13 protein-coding genes and 2 pseudogenes are annotated in these 17,240 nt (G+C 69.7%); 6 read left to right on the plus strand and 9 right to left on the minus strand.

Annotation, left to right across the window (positions count from 1 at the left end; genetic code table 11):
• Position 1 precedes the first annotated feature (1 nt).
• Complete coding sequence (locus OG609_RS04910; protein WP_327271636.1) at positions 2-1,024, minus strand: ABC transporter substrate-binding protein; 1,023 nt, start codon at positions 1,022-1,024, stop codon at positions 2-4.
• 151 nt (positions 1,025-1,175) lie between these two features.
• Positions 1,176-1,286 (minus strand): putative leader peptide, encoded by a 111-nt coding sequence (locus tag OG609_RS04915; RefSeq protein ID WP_327271637.1) that lies wholly within the window; start codon positions 1,284-1,286, stop codon positions 1,176-1,178.
• Between the two features lie 198 nt (positions 1,287-1,484).
• Between OG609_RS04915 and OG609_RS04920 the strand changes: the two genes are divergently transcribed.
• From OG609_RS04920 to OG609_RS46035, 3 genes and pseudogenes are all read left to right on the plus strand, one after another.
• Positions 1,485-2,267 carry an IclR family transcriptional regulator gene (locus tag OG609_RS04920; protein ID WP_327271638.1) on the plus strand — a complete coding sequence of 261 codons (783 nt, stop codon included), beginning with the start codon at positions 1,485-1,487 and terminating at the stop codon, positions 2,265-2,267.
• 97 nt (positions 2,268-2,364) lie between these two features.
• Positions 2,365-4,578: a DEAD/DEAH box helicase gene (locus tag OG609_RS04925; RefSeq protein WP_327271639.1), complete on the plus strand. Its 2,214-nt coding sequence runs from the start codon at positions 2,365-2,367 to the stop codon at positions 4,576-4,578.
• A gap of 66 nt (positions 4,579-4,644) precedes the next feature.
• Positions 4,645-4,704, plus strand: a pseudogene (locus OG609_RS46035) (pentapeptide repeat-containing protein); the annotation flags it as partial.
• Here the strand turns inward: OG609_RS46035 and OG609_RS04930 are convergent.
• A pseudogene (locus OG609_RS04930) lies at positions 4,677-5,723 on the minus strand (multicopper oxidase domain-containing protein); the annotation flags it as partial. The pseudogenes OG609_RS46035 and OG609_RS04930 overlap by 28 nt on opposite strands.
• A gap of 297 nt (positions 5,724-6,020) precedes the next feature.
• Between OG609_RS04930 and OG609_RS04935 the strand changes: the two are divergent.
• Both OG609_RS04935 and OG609_RS04940 read left to right on the plus strand, forming a co-directional pair.
• Positions 6,021-8,513 (plus strand): ThuA domain-containing protein, encoded by a 2,493-nt coding sequence (locus tag OG609_RS04935; protein WP_327271641.1) that lies wholly within the window; start codon positions 6,021-6,023, stop codon positions 8,511-8,513.
• A gap of 74 nt (positions 8,514-8,587) precedes the next feature.
• The gene (locus OG609_RS04940) at positions 8,588-10,741 is read left to right on the plus strand and encodes an OmpL47-type beta-barrel domain-containing protein (RefSeq protein WP_442818058.1); all 2,154 of its coding nucleotides are present in this window, start codon (positions 8,588-8,590) and stop codon (positions 10,739-10,741) included.
• A 13-nt stretch (positions 10,742-10,754) separates the two neighbouring features.
• On the opposite strand, the gene OG609_RS04945 is transcribed toward OG609_RS04940, so the two are convergent.
• Complete coding sequence (locus OG609_RS04945; protein ID WP_327271643.1) at positions 10,755-11,834, minus strand: ABC transporter permease; 1,080 nt, start codon at positions 11,832-11,834, stop codon at positions 10,755-10,757.
• Positions 11,831-12,841: a non-homologous end-joining DNA ligase gene (gene ligD / locus OG609_RS04950; RefSeq protein WP_327277941.1), complete on the minus strand. Its 1,011-nt coding sequence runs from the start codon at positions 12,839-12,841 to the stop codon at positions 11,831-11,833. The genes OG609_RS04945 and ligD overlap by 4 nt, the downstream gene beginning before the upstream one ends.
• A 98-nt stretch (positions 12,842-12,939) precedes the next feature.
• Here ligD and OG609_RS04955 point away from each other — a divergent pair, with 98 nt between their 5' ends.
• Positions 12,940-14,007, plus strand: coding sequence for an ATP-dependent DNA ligase (locus tag OG609_RS04955; RefSeq protein ID WP_327271644.1), 1,068 nt, complete (start codon positions 12,940-12,942; stop codon positions 14,005-14,007).
• Here the strand turns inward: OG609_RS04955 and OG609_RS04960 are convergent.
• The 4 genes from OG609_RS04960 to OG609_RS04975 form a co-directional block, all read right to left on the minus strand.
• Entirely contained in the window at positions 13,990-15,198 is a 1,209-nt protein-coding gene (locus OG609_RS04960; RefSeq protein WP_327271645.1) for a lytic transglycosylase domain-containing protein, read from the minus strand. The two genes, OG609_RS04955 and OG609_RS04960, sit on opposite strands and share 18 nt — an antisense overlap.
• Before the next feature lie 22 nt (positions 15,199-15,220).
• On the minus strand, positions 15,221-15,961 hold the full coding sequence (locus OG609_RS04965) for a hypothetical protein (RefSeq protein ID WP_327271646.1): 741 nt from the start codon (positions 15,959-15,961) through the stop codon (positions 15,221-15,223).
• 50 nt (positions 15,962-16,011) lie between these two features.
• A complete protein-coding gene (locus OG609_RS04970; RefSeq protein WP_327271647.1) occupies positions 16,012-16,542 on the minus strand; it encodes a nuclear transport factor 2 family protein in 531 nt (176 codons plus the stop codon).
• Between the two features lie 83 nt (positions 16,543-16,625).
• Complete coding sequence (locus OG609_RS04975; RefSeq protein WP_327271648.1) at positions 16,626-17,225, minus strand: hypothetical protein; 600 nt, start codon at positions 17,223-17,225, stop codon at positions 16,626-16,628.
• Positions 17,226-17,240: the final 15 nt, after the last annotated feature.

Here is a 17,240-nt window from a genome sequence, read left to right on the forward strand (position 1 = left end):
CTCAGGGGGCAGAAAGCGGGGAGGCGGCGGGACGGGAGGCGGCGAGTGCGATGGCGCGGCGCAGCGGCTCGGGGTCGGCCCAGGCCGTGACGTCGACGGCTTCGGGCAGGAAGCCGTGGGCGCGCAGCCCGGCCTCCTGCGCGGTGAGAAGGGCGAGGCGTTCCGGGGAGAGGTCGGGGTGGAGGTTGAGGTGGGTGCCCGGCCGGTAGGCCCCGGCGACTCCGTCGGCGCCCGCCCCGGTTTCGGCGCCGAGGATGCGGGCGACCTCGCCGGGCTGTCCGGTGGCCCAGTCGGCGGCCCTGAGCAGGACGGCGAGGAAGCGGTCGACGAGGTCGGGGTGGTCGTCGAGGAGTTGCTGGTGGACGGTGATGGGGCGCGGGGTGCCGTTGTTGATCCGGAACCGGCGGTCGGCCAGCTCGTCGAGCTCGACGGCCACCTCGGCGCCCGCCCGCCGTGCGGCCTCGACGGCCAGCGCGCCCTTCACATACACGGCATCGACGTCACCGCGCCGCAGCGCCGCCAGCTCGGCGGCCCACTGGCCTTCGTATTCCGAGGCGGGTACGTCGACGACGGTGGCGTCGTCCAGTGCGAGTCCGGCGCAGGCGAGCGCGCCCTCGAAGCCGCGCAGTGCCATGGCCCGCCAGAAGTCGATGGCGATGCCGTGCACGGGAACGCCGAGCCGCCGCCCGCGCAGGGCGTCGACGCCCCGGATGCCGGAGCCGGGCCTGACCAGTACGGTCTGCCGTTCCTCGATCCAGGTGAGACCGATCAGCCGGGTCCGCTCGCCACGCGAACGGGCCCACAGGGCAGGGACGTTGCCTCCTTCGCGGAAGAGTCCCGGCAGCGCGTGGGTGAAGTGGGCGGCACGGTCGGCATCGGGCGCGGCGTCCTGGAGGGAGCGCACCATGATGCCGTCGGGCGCGAACTCTTCGGTGAGCCACTGCCGGTCGGCGGCGATGCCGGTCGCGGTGGGTACGGGACAGCGGGTGAACCAGAGCGTCCGGGGCAGGACGGCATGCGTCATGGAGTCTTCCCGAGGGGTCGGCGAAGCAGATGGAGTCGTGGCGCGTGGCACGCACGCCAGGGGTGCGGGCACCGCGTACGGCGAAAGAGCTCCGGGCCGCTTCGGAAACGCGGCGGGAGAAGGGAATGGAAAGCGGGGGAAGGGAAGAGGGTCAGCGACAGGCGGCGCTGGAGACCCGCGCCAGGTCGATGTGACGGCGCAGCGTCAGGGCGAGCAGGACCGGAGCGGCGTGGGCGGGGGTCGCGGTTCGGCGGCCGGCCATGGCACTGCTCCCTTCTGCTCGTCGGTGGTGACGTGCAGCAGCCTGCCACGGACTCGCCTCGGCCCACAACTCGCTTCCCATGATGTGGGATTGAGTGTGAATAGAATGTTTCGCAGTCCCGGATTTCGCTTTCTCAACTCCCGTAATGTGGCAACCGCATGCCCCGGCTTCCCCTTAACGAGCGGAGAGTGACCTGATATGACCGAGGCCGCGACAGTGCGTGCTCCCGGCGGAGCGCAGGCGGTACAGCGCGCCCTGGACGTCCTGCACTGCTTCCACGACAACGGCCCCGACCTCAGCGCCTCCGACCTCGCCCGCCGCCTCGGACTGTCGGTCTCCACCGCGCACCGTCTGGCCCGCACCCTGTTCGGCGCCGGCTTCCTTGAGCAGGACGCCCGTACGTCCCGCTACCGGCTCGGCCCCGCCGTGACCGAGCTGGGCCGGCTCTCGTACCACCAGCGCGGTCTGCATCTGGCCGCCCCGGAGCTGACCGATCTCGCCGAGCGCACCGGCGCCACCGCCGACCTGGCACTGCGCAGCGGCCCCCACGCCGTGATCGTCGCCGGTGGTTCGGTCACTCCGAGGATGGGGCTGCGCAGGCCACTGCACTCCACCGCGCTCGGCAAGGTGCTGCTGGCCTGGGCCCGGCCGGGCGAGGGCGGACCCTCCTCACTCCCTCCGCTTCCCGCGTTCACCGACCGCACGATCGTCGAACCGGCCGCACTGGAGACTGAGTTGACGAAGGTACGGACCGACGCCTACGCGCTCAACGACGGCGAGTCGGCGTACGGAGTACGGACCCTGGCGGTCCCGGTGCTGGACGGCGCCGGGTATGCGCGCTTCGCCCTCGCGGTCAGGGCCACGCCGTCCGTGATCACAAAAGCGCGCACCGAGTGGTTCCTGTCGCAGGCCCGCTCCTGTGCGCGGGCCTTGGAGGTCCTGCTGCTGTCCCCGGCGGAACGCCGACCGCCCACGCCCTGAACCGAAGCCACTGTCGGCGCCGCGTGGCACGATATGAATCGCTCGGGGCAGGTGCCGGGCAGGACGGCAGCCGGGCTGCTCGGACAGAGGAACGTACATGACAGAGGCCGGACCGACGGAGGCCGGGGCGTCCACGGGACGGGACGCCCGGGAGCTGCTGGCGCAGGCCGAGCGGCTGCTGGACACGGCGCGCGTGGTGCTGGCCGATCATGCCCGCGCCGTCGATGCGGTGCACACGGCGCTGACGCCGCTGCTCGACTCCCTCATCCGTCGCGAACTGTCGGCCATCCCGGTCTCCAGACTCAAGGACGTCACCGAGGGCAGACTGCGGCTCGGCGCGATCGAGCAGGCCGGCTTCACGACCGTCGGCCAAGTCCACGGGGCGAACCGTTACGAGCTCCGCCAGATCCCCGGGGTCGGCGCTCAGACCGCCGACCAGGCGCTGGCAGCGGCCGGGCAGATCGCCCACGCGGTACGGGACACCGTCGCGGTCCGGATAGACGTGGACACCCCGGACGAATCCACGACCGCGCTGGTCACCGCACTGCACCGGCTGGTCGAGGCCGGTCCGGACGTCCGCCGGGCCGTCGATGCGGCGGGCCGGCTCATCGGGCGTCTTGAGCCCTTGCTCGCCGCGGCCGGGCCTGCGCGGGGGCGGCTGCGCATGCTGTTCACCCGGCGGCAGACCCGCGCCCAGGCGCTGGAGGCCGTCGCCTCGGTACGGACCGCCGTCGCCGAAGCGACTGCGCGCGGGCTTCCCCTGCTGTTCGGGCAGGTTTCGGTCGATCTGCTGCGGAACGCGGAGTCGGACGTCGCGGCGTGGGTCGACTTCGAGCTTCGGTCCGCCGAGTACTACAGTCTGCTCGCCGAGATGTCGGGCACCGGCCCCGACCGGGACGCGGCTGAGGGGTTCCTCCCGTCCGGGATCGCGCACCGGGTGCGCGGTCTGCGGCTGGACGACGCCCATCTGCGCGTCTCCCTGCGCGGCTACCAGTCGTTCGGCGCCCGGTTCGCGCTCGCGCAGAAGCGGGTGATCCTCGGCGACGAGATGGGGCTCGGCAAGACCGTCCAGGCCATTGCCGCGCTCGCGCACCTCTCGGCGCGGGGCGAGACACACTTCCTGGTGGTCTGCCCGGCGAGCGTGCTCATCAACTGGGCGCGCGAGGTCCGTTCCCGCTCCACCCTGCGCGCGCTGCCGGTGCACGGCCCCGAGCGACACGGCGCCTTCGCCGAGTGGCGAGAGACCGGCGGGGTCGCGCTCACCACGTTCGATGCCCTGCACACCCTGCCGGCCCCCCGGGACTGCGGCATGAGACCCGGCATGCTGGTGGTCGACGAGGCGCACTACGTCAAGAACCCCGAGACCCGCCGTTCCCGGGCGGTTTCCGGCTGGACACAACGCACCGAACGGGTGCTGTTCCTGACCGGTACGCCGATGGAGAACCGGGTCGAGGAGTTCCGCAGCCTCGTCCGCCATCTGCAGCCCGAACTGGCGCCCTCGATCCGCACCACCCATGGAGCCGCCGGTTCGCACGCGTTCCGCAGGGCCGTCGCCCCGGCCTATCTGCGGCGCAATCAGGAGGACGTGCTGACCGAACTCCCGGCGCTGGTGCAGGTCGATGAGTGGGAGGAGTTCAGTGAGGACGATCTCGATGCCTACCGCGAGGCGGTGGGCGCCGGGCAGTTCATGCGGATGCGCCGGGCCGCGTACGCCCGGCCCGCCACATCCGCGAAACTGAACCGGCTGCGCGAGCTGGTCGCGGAGGCCGCGGACAACGGCCTCAAGGTCGTCGTGTTCTCATACTTCCGAGAAGTGCTCCTCACGGTCGAACAGGCCCTGGAGACGTGTGTGTTCGGGCCGCTCTCGGGGACTCACCCGGCTGCCCGGCGCCAGGAGATGATCGACCGGTTCGGTGCCGTCGAGGGCCATGCCGTCCTGCTGAGCCAGATCCAGGCGGGTGGTGTCGGACTGAACATGCAGGCTGCCTCCGTCGTCATCATCTGCGAACCGCAGATCAAGCCGACGATGGAGCACCAGGCGGTGGCCCGCGCTCACCGGATGGGGCAGATACGGACCGTCCAGGTGCACCGGCTCCTCGCGGCCGACAGCGTCGACGAGCGGATGCTGAACATCCTCGCCCGCAAGGAGCGGCTGTTCGACCTCTACGCACGGCGCAGCGACGTCGCCGAGACGACGCCGGACGCCGTGGATGTGTCGGACGGGGCTCTGGCCCGACGCATCGTCGAGGAGGAACAGCTGCGCCTCGCCACCGGAACGGCCGAAGCAGCCGGAGCGGTGTCGGAGAACTGACTGCGTCAGGACCCGTGCGTCGCCGGGTCGTGGGCGGCCGGCTCCTTCCCCGTTTCGCCGGGCGCGGTGCCACGCGAAGCGGTCTTGTCCGGCGCGGTCTTGTCCGGCGCGGTCTTCTCCGGCGCAGCCTTGTCCGGCGCAGCCTTGTCCGGCGCAGTCTTGTCCGGCGCGGCCGTATCGTGGGTCGTCGTGGCGTGCGGGTCGTACCCCGGCACGGTGCCGTCCGCCTTGGCGACCAGCAGCAGTCCGGCCATGCCCATGTCGGAGTGGCTCTGCACATGGCAGTGGTACATCCAGGCACCGGCGCCGACGTGTTCGCCCGCGATGACCTGGAAGCCGAAGGAGTCCGCCGGGCCGACGATCTTTGTGTCGATCACGCGGCTCGGGTCGTCGGGGCCGGTGAGCAGCCCGGTCCGGTTGTCCGCCCAGCGATGACCGTGGACGTGGAACGTGTGGTAGTAGTCGCCGTGCGTGATCATGACCACTTCGAGCCGGTCCCCCACCGTGGCCTCGAAGTTGGGTGCCTCATGGGCCGCCTTGTTGTTGATCGTCATGTCGTTGAAGACGATCGTGATCGTCTTGTCCGGCAGGATGTCGCCCTTGCGCCGGACGATCAGCGGACCGTACAGGCCCTTCCGGATGCCGCCGGTGCCGTGATCCGTACCGACGACATGGTCGTGGTAGTGCCAGTAGCCCGCACTGCCCGGCTGCCAGGTACCGTCCTTGCGCCGGCCCGGCGCATGGGTGCGCCAGGTGTACGTGCGGGTGCCACCCGGTTCGACGATGCTCTTGTTCATCCGGGTGCCGTCGCTCGCGATGTCGTAGTCGACGCCGTGCGCATGAAGGCTGGCCGGCACATCCATGGTGTTCTCGAACTCGATGTGCAGGGTGTCGCCCTCGTTGATCTCGATGAGCGGTCCCGGGATCGACGCCTTGCCCTTCTCCAGGCCGTATCCCATCCGACCGTCCGCCAGCTTCTCCGCGTACAGCTTGAGATGGCGGACGACACCTCCGGCCGGGGCGGTCTTGGGCGGGGGTTCCGCCGAGCTGGCCTCGATCGTACCGAGCGACAACGATGTCACGCCGGTGGCGGCCGCCACCCCACCACCGACCAGAATCCGCCGGTTGAAGCTCCTTCTGTCCATGTCGAACTCCCCACTGCACTAAGGAATTTACGGAGTTTTTGCGAACTTGCCCAGAACGCGGAGTCTGCGTAGACCGCGGAGATTACGGAGGTTACGGGGATTGCGGCGGCTTCAGAGGTAGCAGAGGTTGGCGGGGTACAGGTGCCGCCCGGACGGCCCACACCGTAGCCGGGGGATCTTCGTTTATCCACACCCAGGACAAAGTTCGTGCCATTGCTGCCATAGCTATTGGCGAGCCGCGAAAAGAGGTCTAGCTTCATCCGCTGTTGCAGTGACCAAAGAGGGGTGGGTGACCACATGCAGCGCACACCACATCACAGGTCCAGATCGCGACGCGGACTTGCGGTGGCCCTGACGGCCGGCGCACTGACCGCTTCCCTGCTCGGCGGCAACGCCGCCAGCGCCAGACCTTATCTGGAACCGCCGCGAAGCCTCGTGACAACGTTATCCCTACCGTCGCCGCCGGGCGGCGCCAACGTCAAGGTGCTGGTGTTCCATGCCTCCGCCACCGAGGAGTCCCCGACCGTCGACGCCGGGATCGCGGCGATCGAGAAGATCGGGCTCACCGGGCCGGAGGCCGGTCGGTTCAGGACCGTCGCCACCGACGACCCGGCCGTCTTCACCAACGGCAAGCAGCTCGGCAAGTACAACGCCGTCGTCTTCCTGACCGGTGGCGGCGATGTGCTCGACCCGGAGCAGGAGGCCGGTCTCGAGGCGTACATGGAGGCGGGCGGCGGATTCCTCGGCATCCACGACGCGGCGCGCACCGAGCCGTACTCGGACTGGTTCACCGGTCTGATCGGGGCCCGTCCGGCGGCCGGCAGCCCAACCGGCGTACAGCGTGCGGCGGTTGAGATCGGAGACCGCCAGCATCCGGCGACCAAGAATCTGCCGCTGGAGTGGAAGCGCCCGGACAAGTGGCTGAACTGGACGAAGAATCCGTCCGGTGATGTACACACCGTGGCGCGCGTCCGGGAGATCACGTACAAGCCGGGCGCGAGCGCCAACGGCTGGGACCACCCGGTCTCCTGGTGCCGGGACTACGACGGCGGCAGGTCCTTCTACACGGCGATGGGCGGTACGGTCGACAGCTTCGCGGAGACCGACTTCCGCGACCATCTGCGCGGCGCGCTCGACTGGACGACGCGGATCTCGCAGGCCGACTGCAAGGCGACGATCAACTCCAACTACAAGGCGGAGCGCGTCACCCAGCCCAATCAGCCGGGCCAGAACGACCAGATCGGCGAGCCGCACGGCCTGGTTGTCGCCCCGGACGGGCGGGTGCTGTACATCGGGCGCGGCGGCGCCGACAGCAGCAAGCCGGTCGTCACCGACTGGAACAACCCGGACATCGGCAAGGGGCTGGGGCAGATCCATGTCTACGACCCGAAGACCAAGAAGGTCACCCTCGCCGGTGAGCTGACCATCTTCGGCAACAAGGGCGGCGGCGACGAGCTGGTCAAGGTCGAGGAGGGACTGCTCGGCATCGAGCTGGACCCGGACTTCGAGAAGAACGGCTGGGTGTATCTCCACTACACGCCCCACTCGAAGATCGACCGCGACAAGCAGATGGCGGTGCGTCAGGTCTCCCGCTTCACCCTGGACCTGACCACGAACAAGCTGGATCTGTCGTCCGAGAAGGTGCTGCTGCACTGGCCGGTCCAGATCCACAGCTGCTGCCATGCGGGCGGCGGGATGGCCTGGGACTCCAAGGGCAATCTGTACATCGCCACCGGTGACAACAACTCCTCCGGTTTCAGCGATGGTTACTCCGGAAACAACCCGCAGCCGAACTACAAGGGCGTCTCCTTCGCCGATGCCCGGCGCACCGCGGGCAACACGAACAACCTCAACGGGAAGATCCTGCGGATCCACCCCGAGGACGACGGCACCTACACGCTCCCCGAGGGCAATCTCTTCACCGGCAAGGAGCCCGATGAAGGCGGCGGGAGGACCCGCGGCGAGATCTATGTGATGGGGGTGCGCAACCCTGCCCGGATCTCCGTCGACAAGACCACCGACACGCTGTACGCGGGCTGGGTCGGCCCCGACGCGGGCTCGCCGAGCACCACCTGGGGTCCGGCCAAGTACGACACGTTCGCCGCGATCACCAAGGCGGGCAACCACGGCTGGCCGTACTGCATGGGCAACAAGCAGCCCTACCGGGACCGCAATCTGCCCGACCCGAGCAAGCCGCTCGGCTGGTACGACTGCGACCACCCCAAGAACGAGTCTCCGAACAACGACGGCCTGGTGAACCTGCCGCCGATCACGTCCAACACCATCTGGTACTCGCCGCAGGGCGGTGGTGTGGACTACCCGCGCGACGCGAACGGCATCCCGAGCTACAAGGTGGAGGAGCAGAAGCAGCTGCTGCCGTGGCTCAAGGGCGGCGGTCAGGCCACGATGAACGGCCCGGTCTACCGGTTCGACGCGGCGAGCACCAGCGCCGACAAGTGGCCCTCCTACTGGGACGGCAAGTGGTTCGTCGGTGACTTCTACGACGACACCCAGCCGCGGCACGCCGTGCTCACCGACCCGAAGACGGCCGGCAAGGGCGGTCTGCCCACGCACGCCGAGTCCCTGAAGAAGATCATCCCGGTCGGCGCGGACGGCATCCGCAACCTGATGGACTGGAAGTTCGCCCCGGACGGTTCGCTGTATGTCCTCGACTACGGGCGCGGCTTCTTCACCTCCGACTCCAAGTCCGCGCTGTGGCGTGTGACGTACAAGGGCGGCGGCCCGACCCCGGCCGCCGAGGATCTGGCCAGGAAGGCGGCAGTGCAGTGAGACACCGATCGATCTTCTTGCGACCGCGGTACCGGCCCGCCCGGCTGTGGCTCGCCCTGCTGGGTTCGTTCCTGATGGTGCTGGGGCTGACCTCGACGGCGGCCTACGGCCGTACGGTGTCGCCCGCCGCTGCGGCGGCCGACCAGGTCCTCACCTGGACGGCGGGCGACCCCATCGACCACTATCTGTCCGCTCCGAAGACCGCGGTGGCCGGCAAGGCGACCATCGTCTTCGAGAACAGCGCGGCGACCGGCAACACCACGGGGATGCCGCACACCCTCACGTTCACCGTCTCGGACCCGGAGTTCAACAACGATGTCGCGCTGAACATCCTGGCCAACCCGGCCGACGACCAGGGCGGCAAGCACACCGCCGAGGTCACACTCTCCCCCGGCCGGTACTTCTACCACTGCACCATGCCGGGGCACGAGGCGATGCAGGGCATTCTCACCGTGACGGACGGCGGCGGTACGGACACCACCGCGCCCGAGACCTCCGCGAAGCTCGACGGCGACAAGAACGCCGACGGCGCGTACATCGGTCAGGCGATGGTCACTCTCTCGGCGACCGACGACAGCTCCGGTATCGACACCGTCGAGTACGCGGTCGGGGCGGACGGCGCCTGGCAGCCGTACACCACACCGATCGTGGTGAACGAGGTCGGGACGCACACGATCCGGTACCGCGCCACCGACAAGGCGGGCAACACGGCAGCGGAGAAGTCGGTCGGCTTCGCGGTCGCCGCGCCGCCGACGGACGACAAGACGCCTCCGGAGACCTCGGCGACCGTGTCCGGTGAGAAGGACGACCAGGGGCAGTACCTGGGGATGGCGACGGTCACCGTGACCGCCTCCGACACCGGGTCCGGCGTCAACACCATCGAGTACGCGATCGGGGCGGACGGCGCCTGGCAGCCGTACACCGCGCCCGTGATGGTGCACGAGACCGGCACGCACCAGGTCCGCTACCGGGCCACAGACAGGGCGGGCAACACGGCGGCCGAGAAGTCGGTCGACTTCACCGTCGTCGCACCGCCGACGCAGGACAAGACGCCGCCGGAGACCTCGGCCAAGGTCGAGGGCGACAAGAACTCCGACAACGCCTACATCACCAGCGCCAAGGTGACGGTCACCGCGACCGACGCCGAATCGGGCGTGGACAGGATCGAGTACTCGCTCGACGGCGGCCCGTACCTCGCGTACACCACCACCGTCATCGTCGACCGCGTCGGCTATCACACCGTCGCCCACCGGGCGACGGACAAGGCCGGCAACACCTCCGTGGCGAAGCAGGTGTCGTTCACCGTCGCAGAGAGCGGGGGCGTACCGGCGCCGAACTGCCCGGAGTTCGACGAGCGGCTCACCGTCATCGTCGGCACGGTCGACACCGGGGTGCCCAACCGCATCACCGGCAACCGCTGCACCATCAATGAGCTGATCGAGGACGAGAAGGACTGGTCGTCGCACGCGCTGTTCCTCAAGCACGTCGACAGCGTCCTCGACAAGCTGCTCGCCGCCGGTGTGATCGACGCGCGCGAGCACAAGAAGATCTACCGGGCGGCCAAGCAGTCGGGGATCGGCGAGCCGGGCCAGGACGAGGGCTACAAGAAGCTCTTCGACGGCACGGCGTCGTCGTTCGCCAAGTGGCAGCAGGTCGGTGGCGGCAGGTTCGGGCTCAATCCGGACGGCACGATCACCAGCTCCACCACCGTGGACGGCATGGGCATGCTCTGGTTCCCGGGCCGGCAGTACGGCGACTTCTCGCTCAAGCTCCAGTGGCGCGACGACGCCCCCGGCACGGGCAACGCCAACAGCGGTGTGTTCGTCCGCTTCCCGAACGTCCACGACAACCCGGAGGAGTCGCGTCCGGAGTGGGTCGCCATCAAGTACGGCCATGAGGTGCAGATCCTCGACCGTCCGGACGGCGACATGTACAAGACCGGATCGATCTACGGCTTCGACCGGATCGGTCTGGCCGGCGCCGGGGTCACGCCCAAGGGCACCTGGAACGACTACGAGATCCGGGTGGTGGACCAGCACTACTCGGTCTACCGCAACGGTGTCCTGCTGAACGAGTTCGACAACAACGGCGGCCAGGTCTTCGAGCCGCCGCGTGGCGACGACCCGGGCACCGACGGCCGGCGGTACGCCTCCGGTTACATCGGACTCCAGGTCCACAGCACCACGGACGTGGTCTCGTACCGCGACATCCGGATCAAGGAGCTGTAGCCGGCCCGCACCATCAGGTGGCCGTGGCCGCATGCTGAGGCATGTGGTCACGGCCTCCCGGGTGCCGGTGGCGCCATACCCAGAACACCGTGCAGGAGACCAGCGCCCAGCCGGCGAGGACCAGGTACGGGAAGACCCGCTGGTGCCCCTGGTAGTAGACGGCGGCGTGCTGGGCGTTGACCGAGGCGCCCGGGGGAAGCCAGCGGCCGATGAAGCCGAGCACCGACGGCAACAGCGGCCAGGACACCGCGCCACCGGAGGACGGGTTGCCGAGCATCACCATCAGTCCCCAGGTGGGGATCATCGCCCAGCGCCCGATCAGGGCGTTGAACATGTTGAAGACCATGCCCGTGGTGAACATGGTGAAGGCGAGGATCATCCACGACTGGACGAACGGCAGGTCGACGGAGCCGAGCAGCCAGTCCACCACGGCGGCGATGGCGAACCCACCGAGCAGGGCGTAGACGACGGTGAACCCGATCCGCTCCAGGGGCTCCAGCGCCTTGGCGTGCACACTCAGCTGGATCGCGCCGATGAACCCGACGATCACCGCGGCGAGCGAGATGTAGAAGAGAGCGAGGCCGCGCGGATCGCCCCGCTGCAGGGGCTTCACGTCCGTGACCTTCACCGGCACATGGGCCGCTTCCCCCACCTTCAGCGTGGACTCGGCGAGTAACTGGGCGACCGAGGCTCCGGATGCGCTCGCGACATCCAGGCCGACCCCGCCGTTCTCGGACCGCAGGACGGCGAAGACCTTCTGCTCCTCCAGCGCGATGCGGGCTGCGGCTCCGGTGGCGTACTCGCGCAGCACCAGCGAGGTGTCGAGCGCGCCCTCCAGCCGGTCGAGGAAGACCTTGTCGCGCGGGGTGCCGAGCTCGCCGACCACGGCGGCCGGGATGTTGCGCGGGGTCGGGTTGGCCATCGCGTACGTGTAGGAACCCGCGAAGAGACCGGCCGCGGCCGCGATGATGAACAGAAGCACGACGGCCGGCAGGTACGGGGACGCCTTGAACGCCGCCCATCGGTCACCGCGGGCCGGGGGCCGGGCATGTTCCCCGCGCGGGGTGACGGGCTCCAGGTCGGGTGCGCTCATGCATCGCCGTCCTCGTCGTGCCGGGCCCTGCTGGGCTGGACCCGTTTCGGTTCGCCCGGCATCTTCGGGTACTCCGGCGGGTAGGGCATGTCGCCGAGGCCGCGCTCCCGCTCGTCCCGGTCCGCCAGCTCCAGCAGCCCGTCGAGCGGGAAGGCGTGCTCGTCCATGTCCGCGTGCACGTCGCCCACCTCCGCGTAGCGCTTCGGCATGGTCCTGATGTCGAAGTCGCCCGGTTCGGCGTCGTCGATCTCCTCCCAGCGCAGCGGGGCGGAGACCGGGGCGTGCGGAAAGGGGCGTACGGAGTAGGCGGAGGCGATCGTGCGGTCGCGCGCGGTCTGGTTGAAGTCGACGAAGATCCGCTCGCCGCGCTCCTCCTTCCACCAGGCGGTGGTCACCCGGTCCGGCATCCTGCGTTCCAGTTCGCGCCCGGCGGCGATGGCGCCGCGCCGGACCTCGGTGAAGGTCCACTGTGGCTCGATGGGGACGAAGACATGGATGCCCCGGCCGCCGGAGGTCTTGGGCCAACCGCGCAGACCGTGGTCGTCGAGCACGGACCGCAGCTCATGGGCGGCCCTCACCGCGTCGGCGTACTGCGTACCGGGCTGCGGGTCGAGGTCGATGCGCAGCTCGTCCGGATGGTCGGTGTCGGCGCTCCGGACCGGCCAGGGATGGAAGGTGAGCGTGCCGAGGTTGGCCGCCCAGATGACGGCGGCGAGCTCGGTGGGGCAGATCTCGTCGGCCGGGCGGCCGCTGGGGAACGCGATCCTGGCGGTGGGGATCCAGTCGGGGAGGTTCTTCGGGGCCCGCTTCTGGTAGAAGAACTCGCCTTCGACACCGTCCACGAAGCGCTGGAGGGTGGTCGGCCGGTTGCGCAGGGCGCGCGTGATGCCGGGGCCCACGGCCAGGAAGTACTCGGCCACGTCCCTCTTCGTGTAGCCCTTCTCCGGGAAGTAGACCTTGTCCGGACTGGACAGCCGTACGGCCCGACCGTCGGCTTCCAGCTCCACCGCTTTTCCCGCTGCACCCATGACGGTCACGGTAGGCCTGGCTCACATACGCCGCATATCGGGAGACGTATGTCCACCCATGGGCAAGAATCGGGGTCATGGATCTGCCGGTGATGCCGCCTGTGAAGCCGATGCTCGCCAAGTCCGTCTCGAAGATCCCGCCCGGTATGCAGTACGAGGCCAAGTGGGACGGCTTCCGTGCCATCGTGCACCGCGACGGCGACGAGGTGGTGATCGGCAGCCGCACCGGAAAGCCGCTCACCCGCTACTTCCCCGAGCTGGTCACCGCTGTCCGGGACAATCTTCCGCCGCGCTGTGTGATCGACGGCGAGATCGTGATCGCGTACGACGGCCGGCTGGATTTCGACCGGCTCAGCGAGCGCATCCACCCCGCCGATTCCCGGGTGCGGCTGCTCTCCGAGCAGACCCCGGCCAGTCTGGTCGCCTTCGACATCCTGGCGGTGGGCGACGATTCGCTGCTCTCCACCAGGCAGTCCGACCGCCGCGCCGTTCTGGAGGCGGCCCTGTCCGGTGCGTCGGCCCCCGTCCATCTCGCACCGGCGACCACGGACCCGGCCCTCGCCCAGGAGTGGTTCGAACGGTACGAGGGCGCGGGGCTCGACGGTGTGATCGCCAAACCGCTCGATCTGCCGTACCGCCCCGACACCCGGGTGATGTACAAGATCAAGCACGAGCGGACCGCCGACTGCGTGGTGGCGGGGTACCGCTTCCACAGGAGCGGCCCGGTCGTCGGCTCGCTGTTGCTCGGCCTGTACGACTCCGATGGCGTACTGCAGCACGTCGGAGTCTGTGCGGCCTTCTCCATGAAGCGGCGCGAGGAGCTGGTCACGGAGCTGGAGCCGCTGCGCATCGAATTCACCGGCCATCCGTGGGCGGCCTGGGCGGACGCCGAGGCCCACGAACGCGCCCGGTTGCCCGGGACGCCGAGCCGCTGGTCCGGGAAGAAGGACCAGTCGTGGGTGGCGCTGCGTCCGGAGCGGGTCTGCGAGGTGGCGTACGACCACATGGAGGGCGACCGTTTCCGGCACACCGCCCAGTTCCGCCGGTGGCGGCCGGACCGCACCCCGGACAGCTGCACCTACGCGCAGCTGGAAGAGGTGGTGCGGTACGACCTGGCCGAGGTGCTGTCAGCCGGCGGACGCTGAGCCCGACGGCGTGGCGCACGGGTCCTCGCTCGTTCCCGGGTCGGGCGACGGAGACTCGGTGGGTCCGGCCGAGTCGGTCGGATCGGGGGATGCGGAGTCCGTCGGGCAGCCGGGGTCCGTGCCCGGGTCGGGTGCCGAGGTACTGGGGTCGGGGCTCGACGTGCCGGGGTCCGGGGAGGCCGGTCCGCTGTCGGTCGGATCGGGGGAGCCGGCCGGATCGGTGGGGTGCGGGGAGCCGGTCGGCGATTCGGAGGGCTTCGGGGACGCCGATGACGAGGGGCCGGGCGAACCGCCGGGCTGCGGGCCCACGATGATGCCGCCGCCCGGGGCACCGGGGCCGCCCACCGGGTGTGTCGGCTTGTTCGGTCCGCCCGCGCCGGGGCTCTTCGGTACGGGGCCCTTGCCGTCGGCCACCGGGTGGATGCCCTTGCGGTAGAACTCCAGCCACGACAGCACTGTGCGCAGATAGGTGTCCGAGTGGTTGTAGCTGAGGATCGCCTGGTCCAGATCGGCCTTCACCGACAGATTGCGCGGTCCGGCACACAGGTAGTACCCGGCGGCAAGCGCGGCGTCGTAGACGTTGCTCGGATCGCGGCGGCCGTCACCGTTTCCGTCCTTGCCCCAATGGGCCCAGGTTGAGGGGATGAACTGCATCGGGCCGACCGCCCGGTCGTACGTCCTGTCACCGTCGTACGCGCCGCCGTCGGTGTCCGGGATGTTGGCGAAGCCGGCGCCGTTGAGCACCGGCCCGAGAATCGGGCTCAGCGTCGTGCCGTGGGCGTCGACCCGACCCCCGCCGGCCTGGCCGGACTCGACCTTGCCGATCGCCGCGAGTAACTGCCACGGCAAATGGCATCCGGGGTCGGTGCGGCCGAGCGCGCTCTCCGCCTTGCGGTAGGCGGCGAGCACCGTGGCCGGGATGCCCGCCTCGGCCCAGGACCGGGCGACGGCCGGGCTCTGCTTCACACCTGCCTTCGGCGGCTCCGGCGACTGCAGCGGCGGCAGTTCGGTGTGGTAGGAGTCGTCGTTGGGCACGTGCGACCACGTGACCTCGTCGGCCTCCTGGCGCTCCCTCGCGGTCTGTTCATGGCGGACGAGTCCTGGTGCCTGGGACGCGGTGAGTGCGGCCATCGCGGCGACCGCGGCTGCCGTGCCGCCGATTCCGCGGCGCATGGTGCCGTTGAACCTCATGCGTGCTCCCCTCTCCCCCGGGTCACTGGGTGAACGTATCGATGGCGGAGATCCGCCAGGTGTCGCCGCGGCGAACAGCGTCCACGGCGAACATGGCCGCCGCGTAGGTCGTCTCGTCCGACTTGCCGGTACGGGTGTTGCTCTGGTCGGCGAAGATCAGCAGCCGGGCCCGGTCGCCGTCGAGGAGCTCCACACCGCTCTCGGTGACGGTCGTGGTGAGGACGAGCTTCTGCTTCGGCGCCTGCGCCCGTACCTCCGCGAGCATGCCCTTGTGCTGCTGAACGGCCTTTCCGACCAGGTAAGTCCGCGCCGCCTGCTCGGACTTGGCGGTGGCGGCGTAGTTGTACGAGAAGACCGCACCCACCGCCTCGGAGATCTGCCCCTTCACCTCGCTGGTACGGCTGATGTCGGTCAGTGCGGTGTTCCGGCGGCTCGCGTCGCCGCGCAGCCCGTCGGCCGCGGTGAACGACCAGGCGGCGAAGGCGCCGAGGAGGACGGTGAGCGCGCAGAGCACGGCAGGGAGCCGGATCCGCAGGCGGGGCGTTGTGCGCGGCTGTTCACCCCGCGCCTCGTCGGCCTCCTCTTCCTCCGTCTGCTCTGCGTCGCGGGAATCCGATGACTCCTCGAGGTCCGGTGTGACCACGGACTGCTGCTCGTGCTCACCGGTCCGCGCTTTCCTGCGCGGTGGTGCGGTCGTGCGCTCCGCGGCGGCCACGGTTGCCAACCGGCGCTGACGGTTCACGAGGTGGCGGGTCGTCGGCATGTCCGGAGTTCCTCTCGGTGATGGAATGGATCGGATGGGGCCGGGCGGCTTCAGCCGGCCGTGTTCCCGACCGGCGCCTGACCGAGGGCGCTGAGCTTCCACCCCTCGGACGTGCGGGTGAGCCGGCCGAGCATCCGGCTCTCCTTCACCGCGGGCTTTCCCTTCGGTGCCGTCACGGTGATCCGCAAGGCCACCATCACCGATGCCTTGCCGGTCCGGCCGTCGAGTTCGGTGACCGCGCCGGACAGCACCTTGGCGGTGCTCACGGTCTTCGCTTCCTTGATCTGCTTCTCGAACCCGCCGCGCCCGTCCACGAGTTGCTGGTGCAGATCGCCGGTGGTGGAGTCCTCCCAGCTGTCCAGACCCTGGTCCAGCTTCTGATGGTCGAGCGTGTTCAGGTTCTGCACGGCCTGCTCGCCCGCCGCCAGGGCGTCGTCGCGGGTCTGCCCGTAGCCGGCCGAGTCGTCGTGCGCGGCCCCGTACCAGGACCAGCCGCCCCAGGCCGCGCTGCCGGCCGCCAGGGCCGTCAGCACGATCGCCGCCACCACCAGTGGGTTCTTCGTCGTCCGTACCCGTGCCATTGCTGTCTCTCCCTTGCCGGCTGAGCTGAGCGGTGAATGCCCGATGGGCTGCGGCTGTGGCTGTGGCTGTGGCTGTGGCCTGGCTATCTGGAGGTGATGTCCACGATTCTCCAGTGCCCGTCCCGGAGTTCGGCGGTGACGGAGAGCTGGGCGGCCGCCGTGGTGGCGGGCTTGCCCCGGCGCTCGTAGACCTGGTCGAGGAAGACGAGAAGATGGGCGCTGGTGCCGGAGAGACGGCTGACCCCGGCGCGTACGACATGCGTGGTGAGGGTCAGCTTCTGGTCCCTGGACTGCTTCTCGACCTGGCCGAACAGAGCCGCGTACTGCCGCAGCGCCTTTCCGCCGAGGAGCTGCTTCGCGGACTCCTTGGTGCCTGCGGTGTCCTGTGGACCGTACGAGAAGACCTTGCCCAGTGCGCTGCTCACGTCGCCCACGACGCGGGTCGTCGCCTCGGTGTCGCTGAGCGCCAGATTGTCGGTGGCGGGAGTGTCCCTCATCTGCTGGGCCCGGACGAAGAATCCGGCTCCCGCCACGGCCAGGGCGACGACCAGCAGCACGACCGCGGTGCGCCACAGGCGGCGGGTGGACCCGGATTCCCCGGCCTCGCCGGGCTCGTCCCCGGTGGACTCCGGGCTCTTGGGCTCCTCCACCTCGGCTTCGGTCTTCTCCTCGGTGCTCACCATCGCCGTCCTCCTCCA

The sequence above is a fragment of the Streptomyces sp. NBC_01224 genome, assembly GCF_036002945.1.
Taxonomy (GTDB): Bacteria; Actinomycetota; Actinomycetes; order Streptomycetales; family Streptomycetaceae; genus Streptomyces.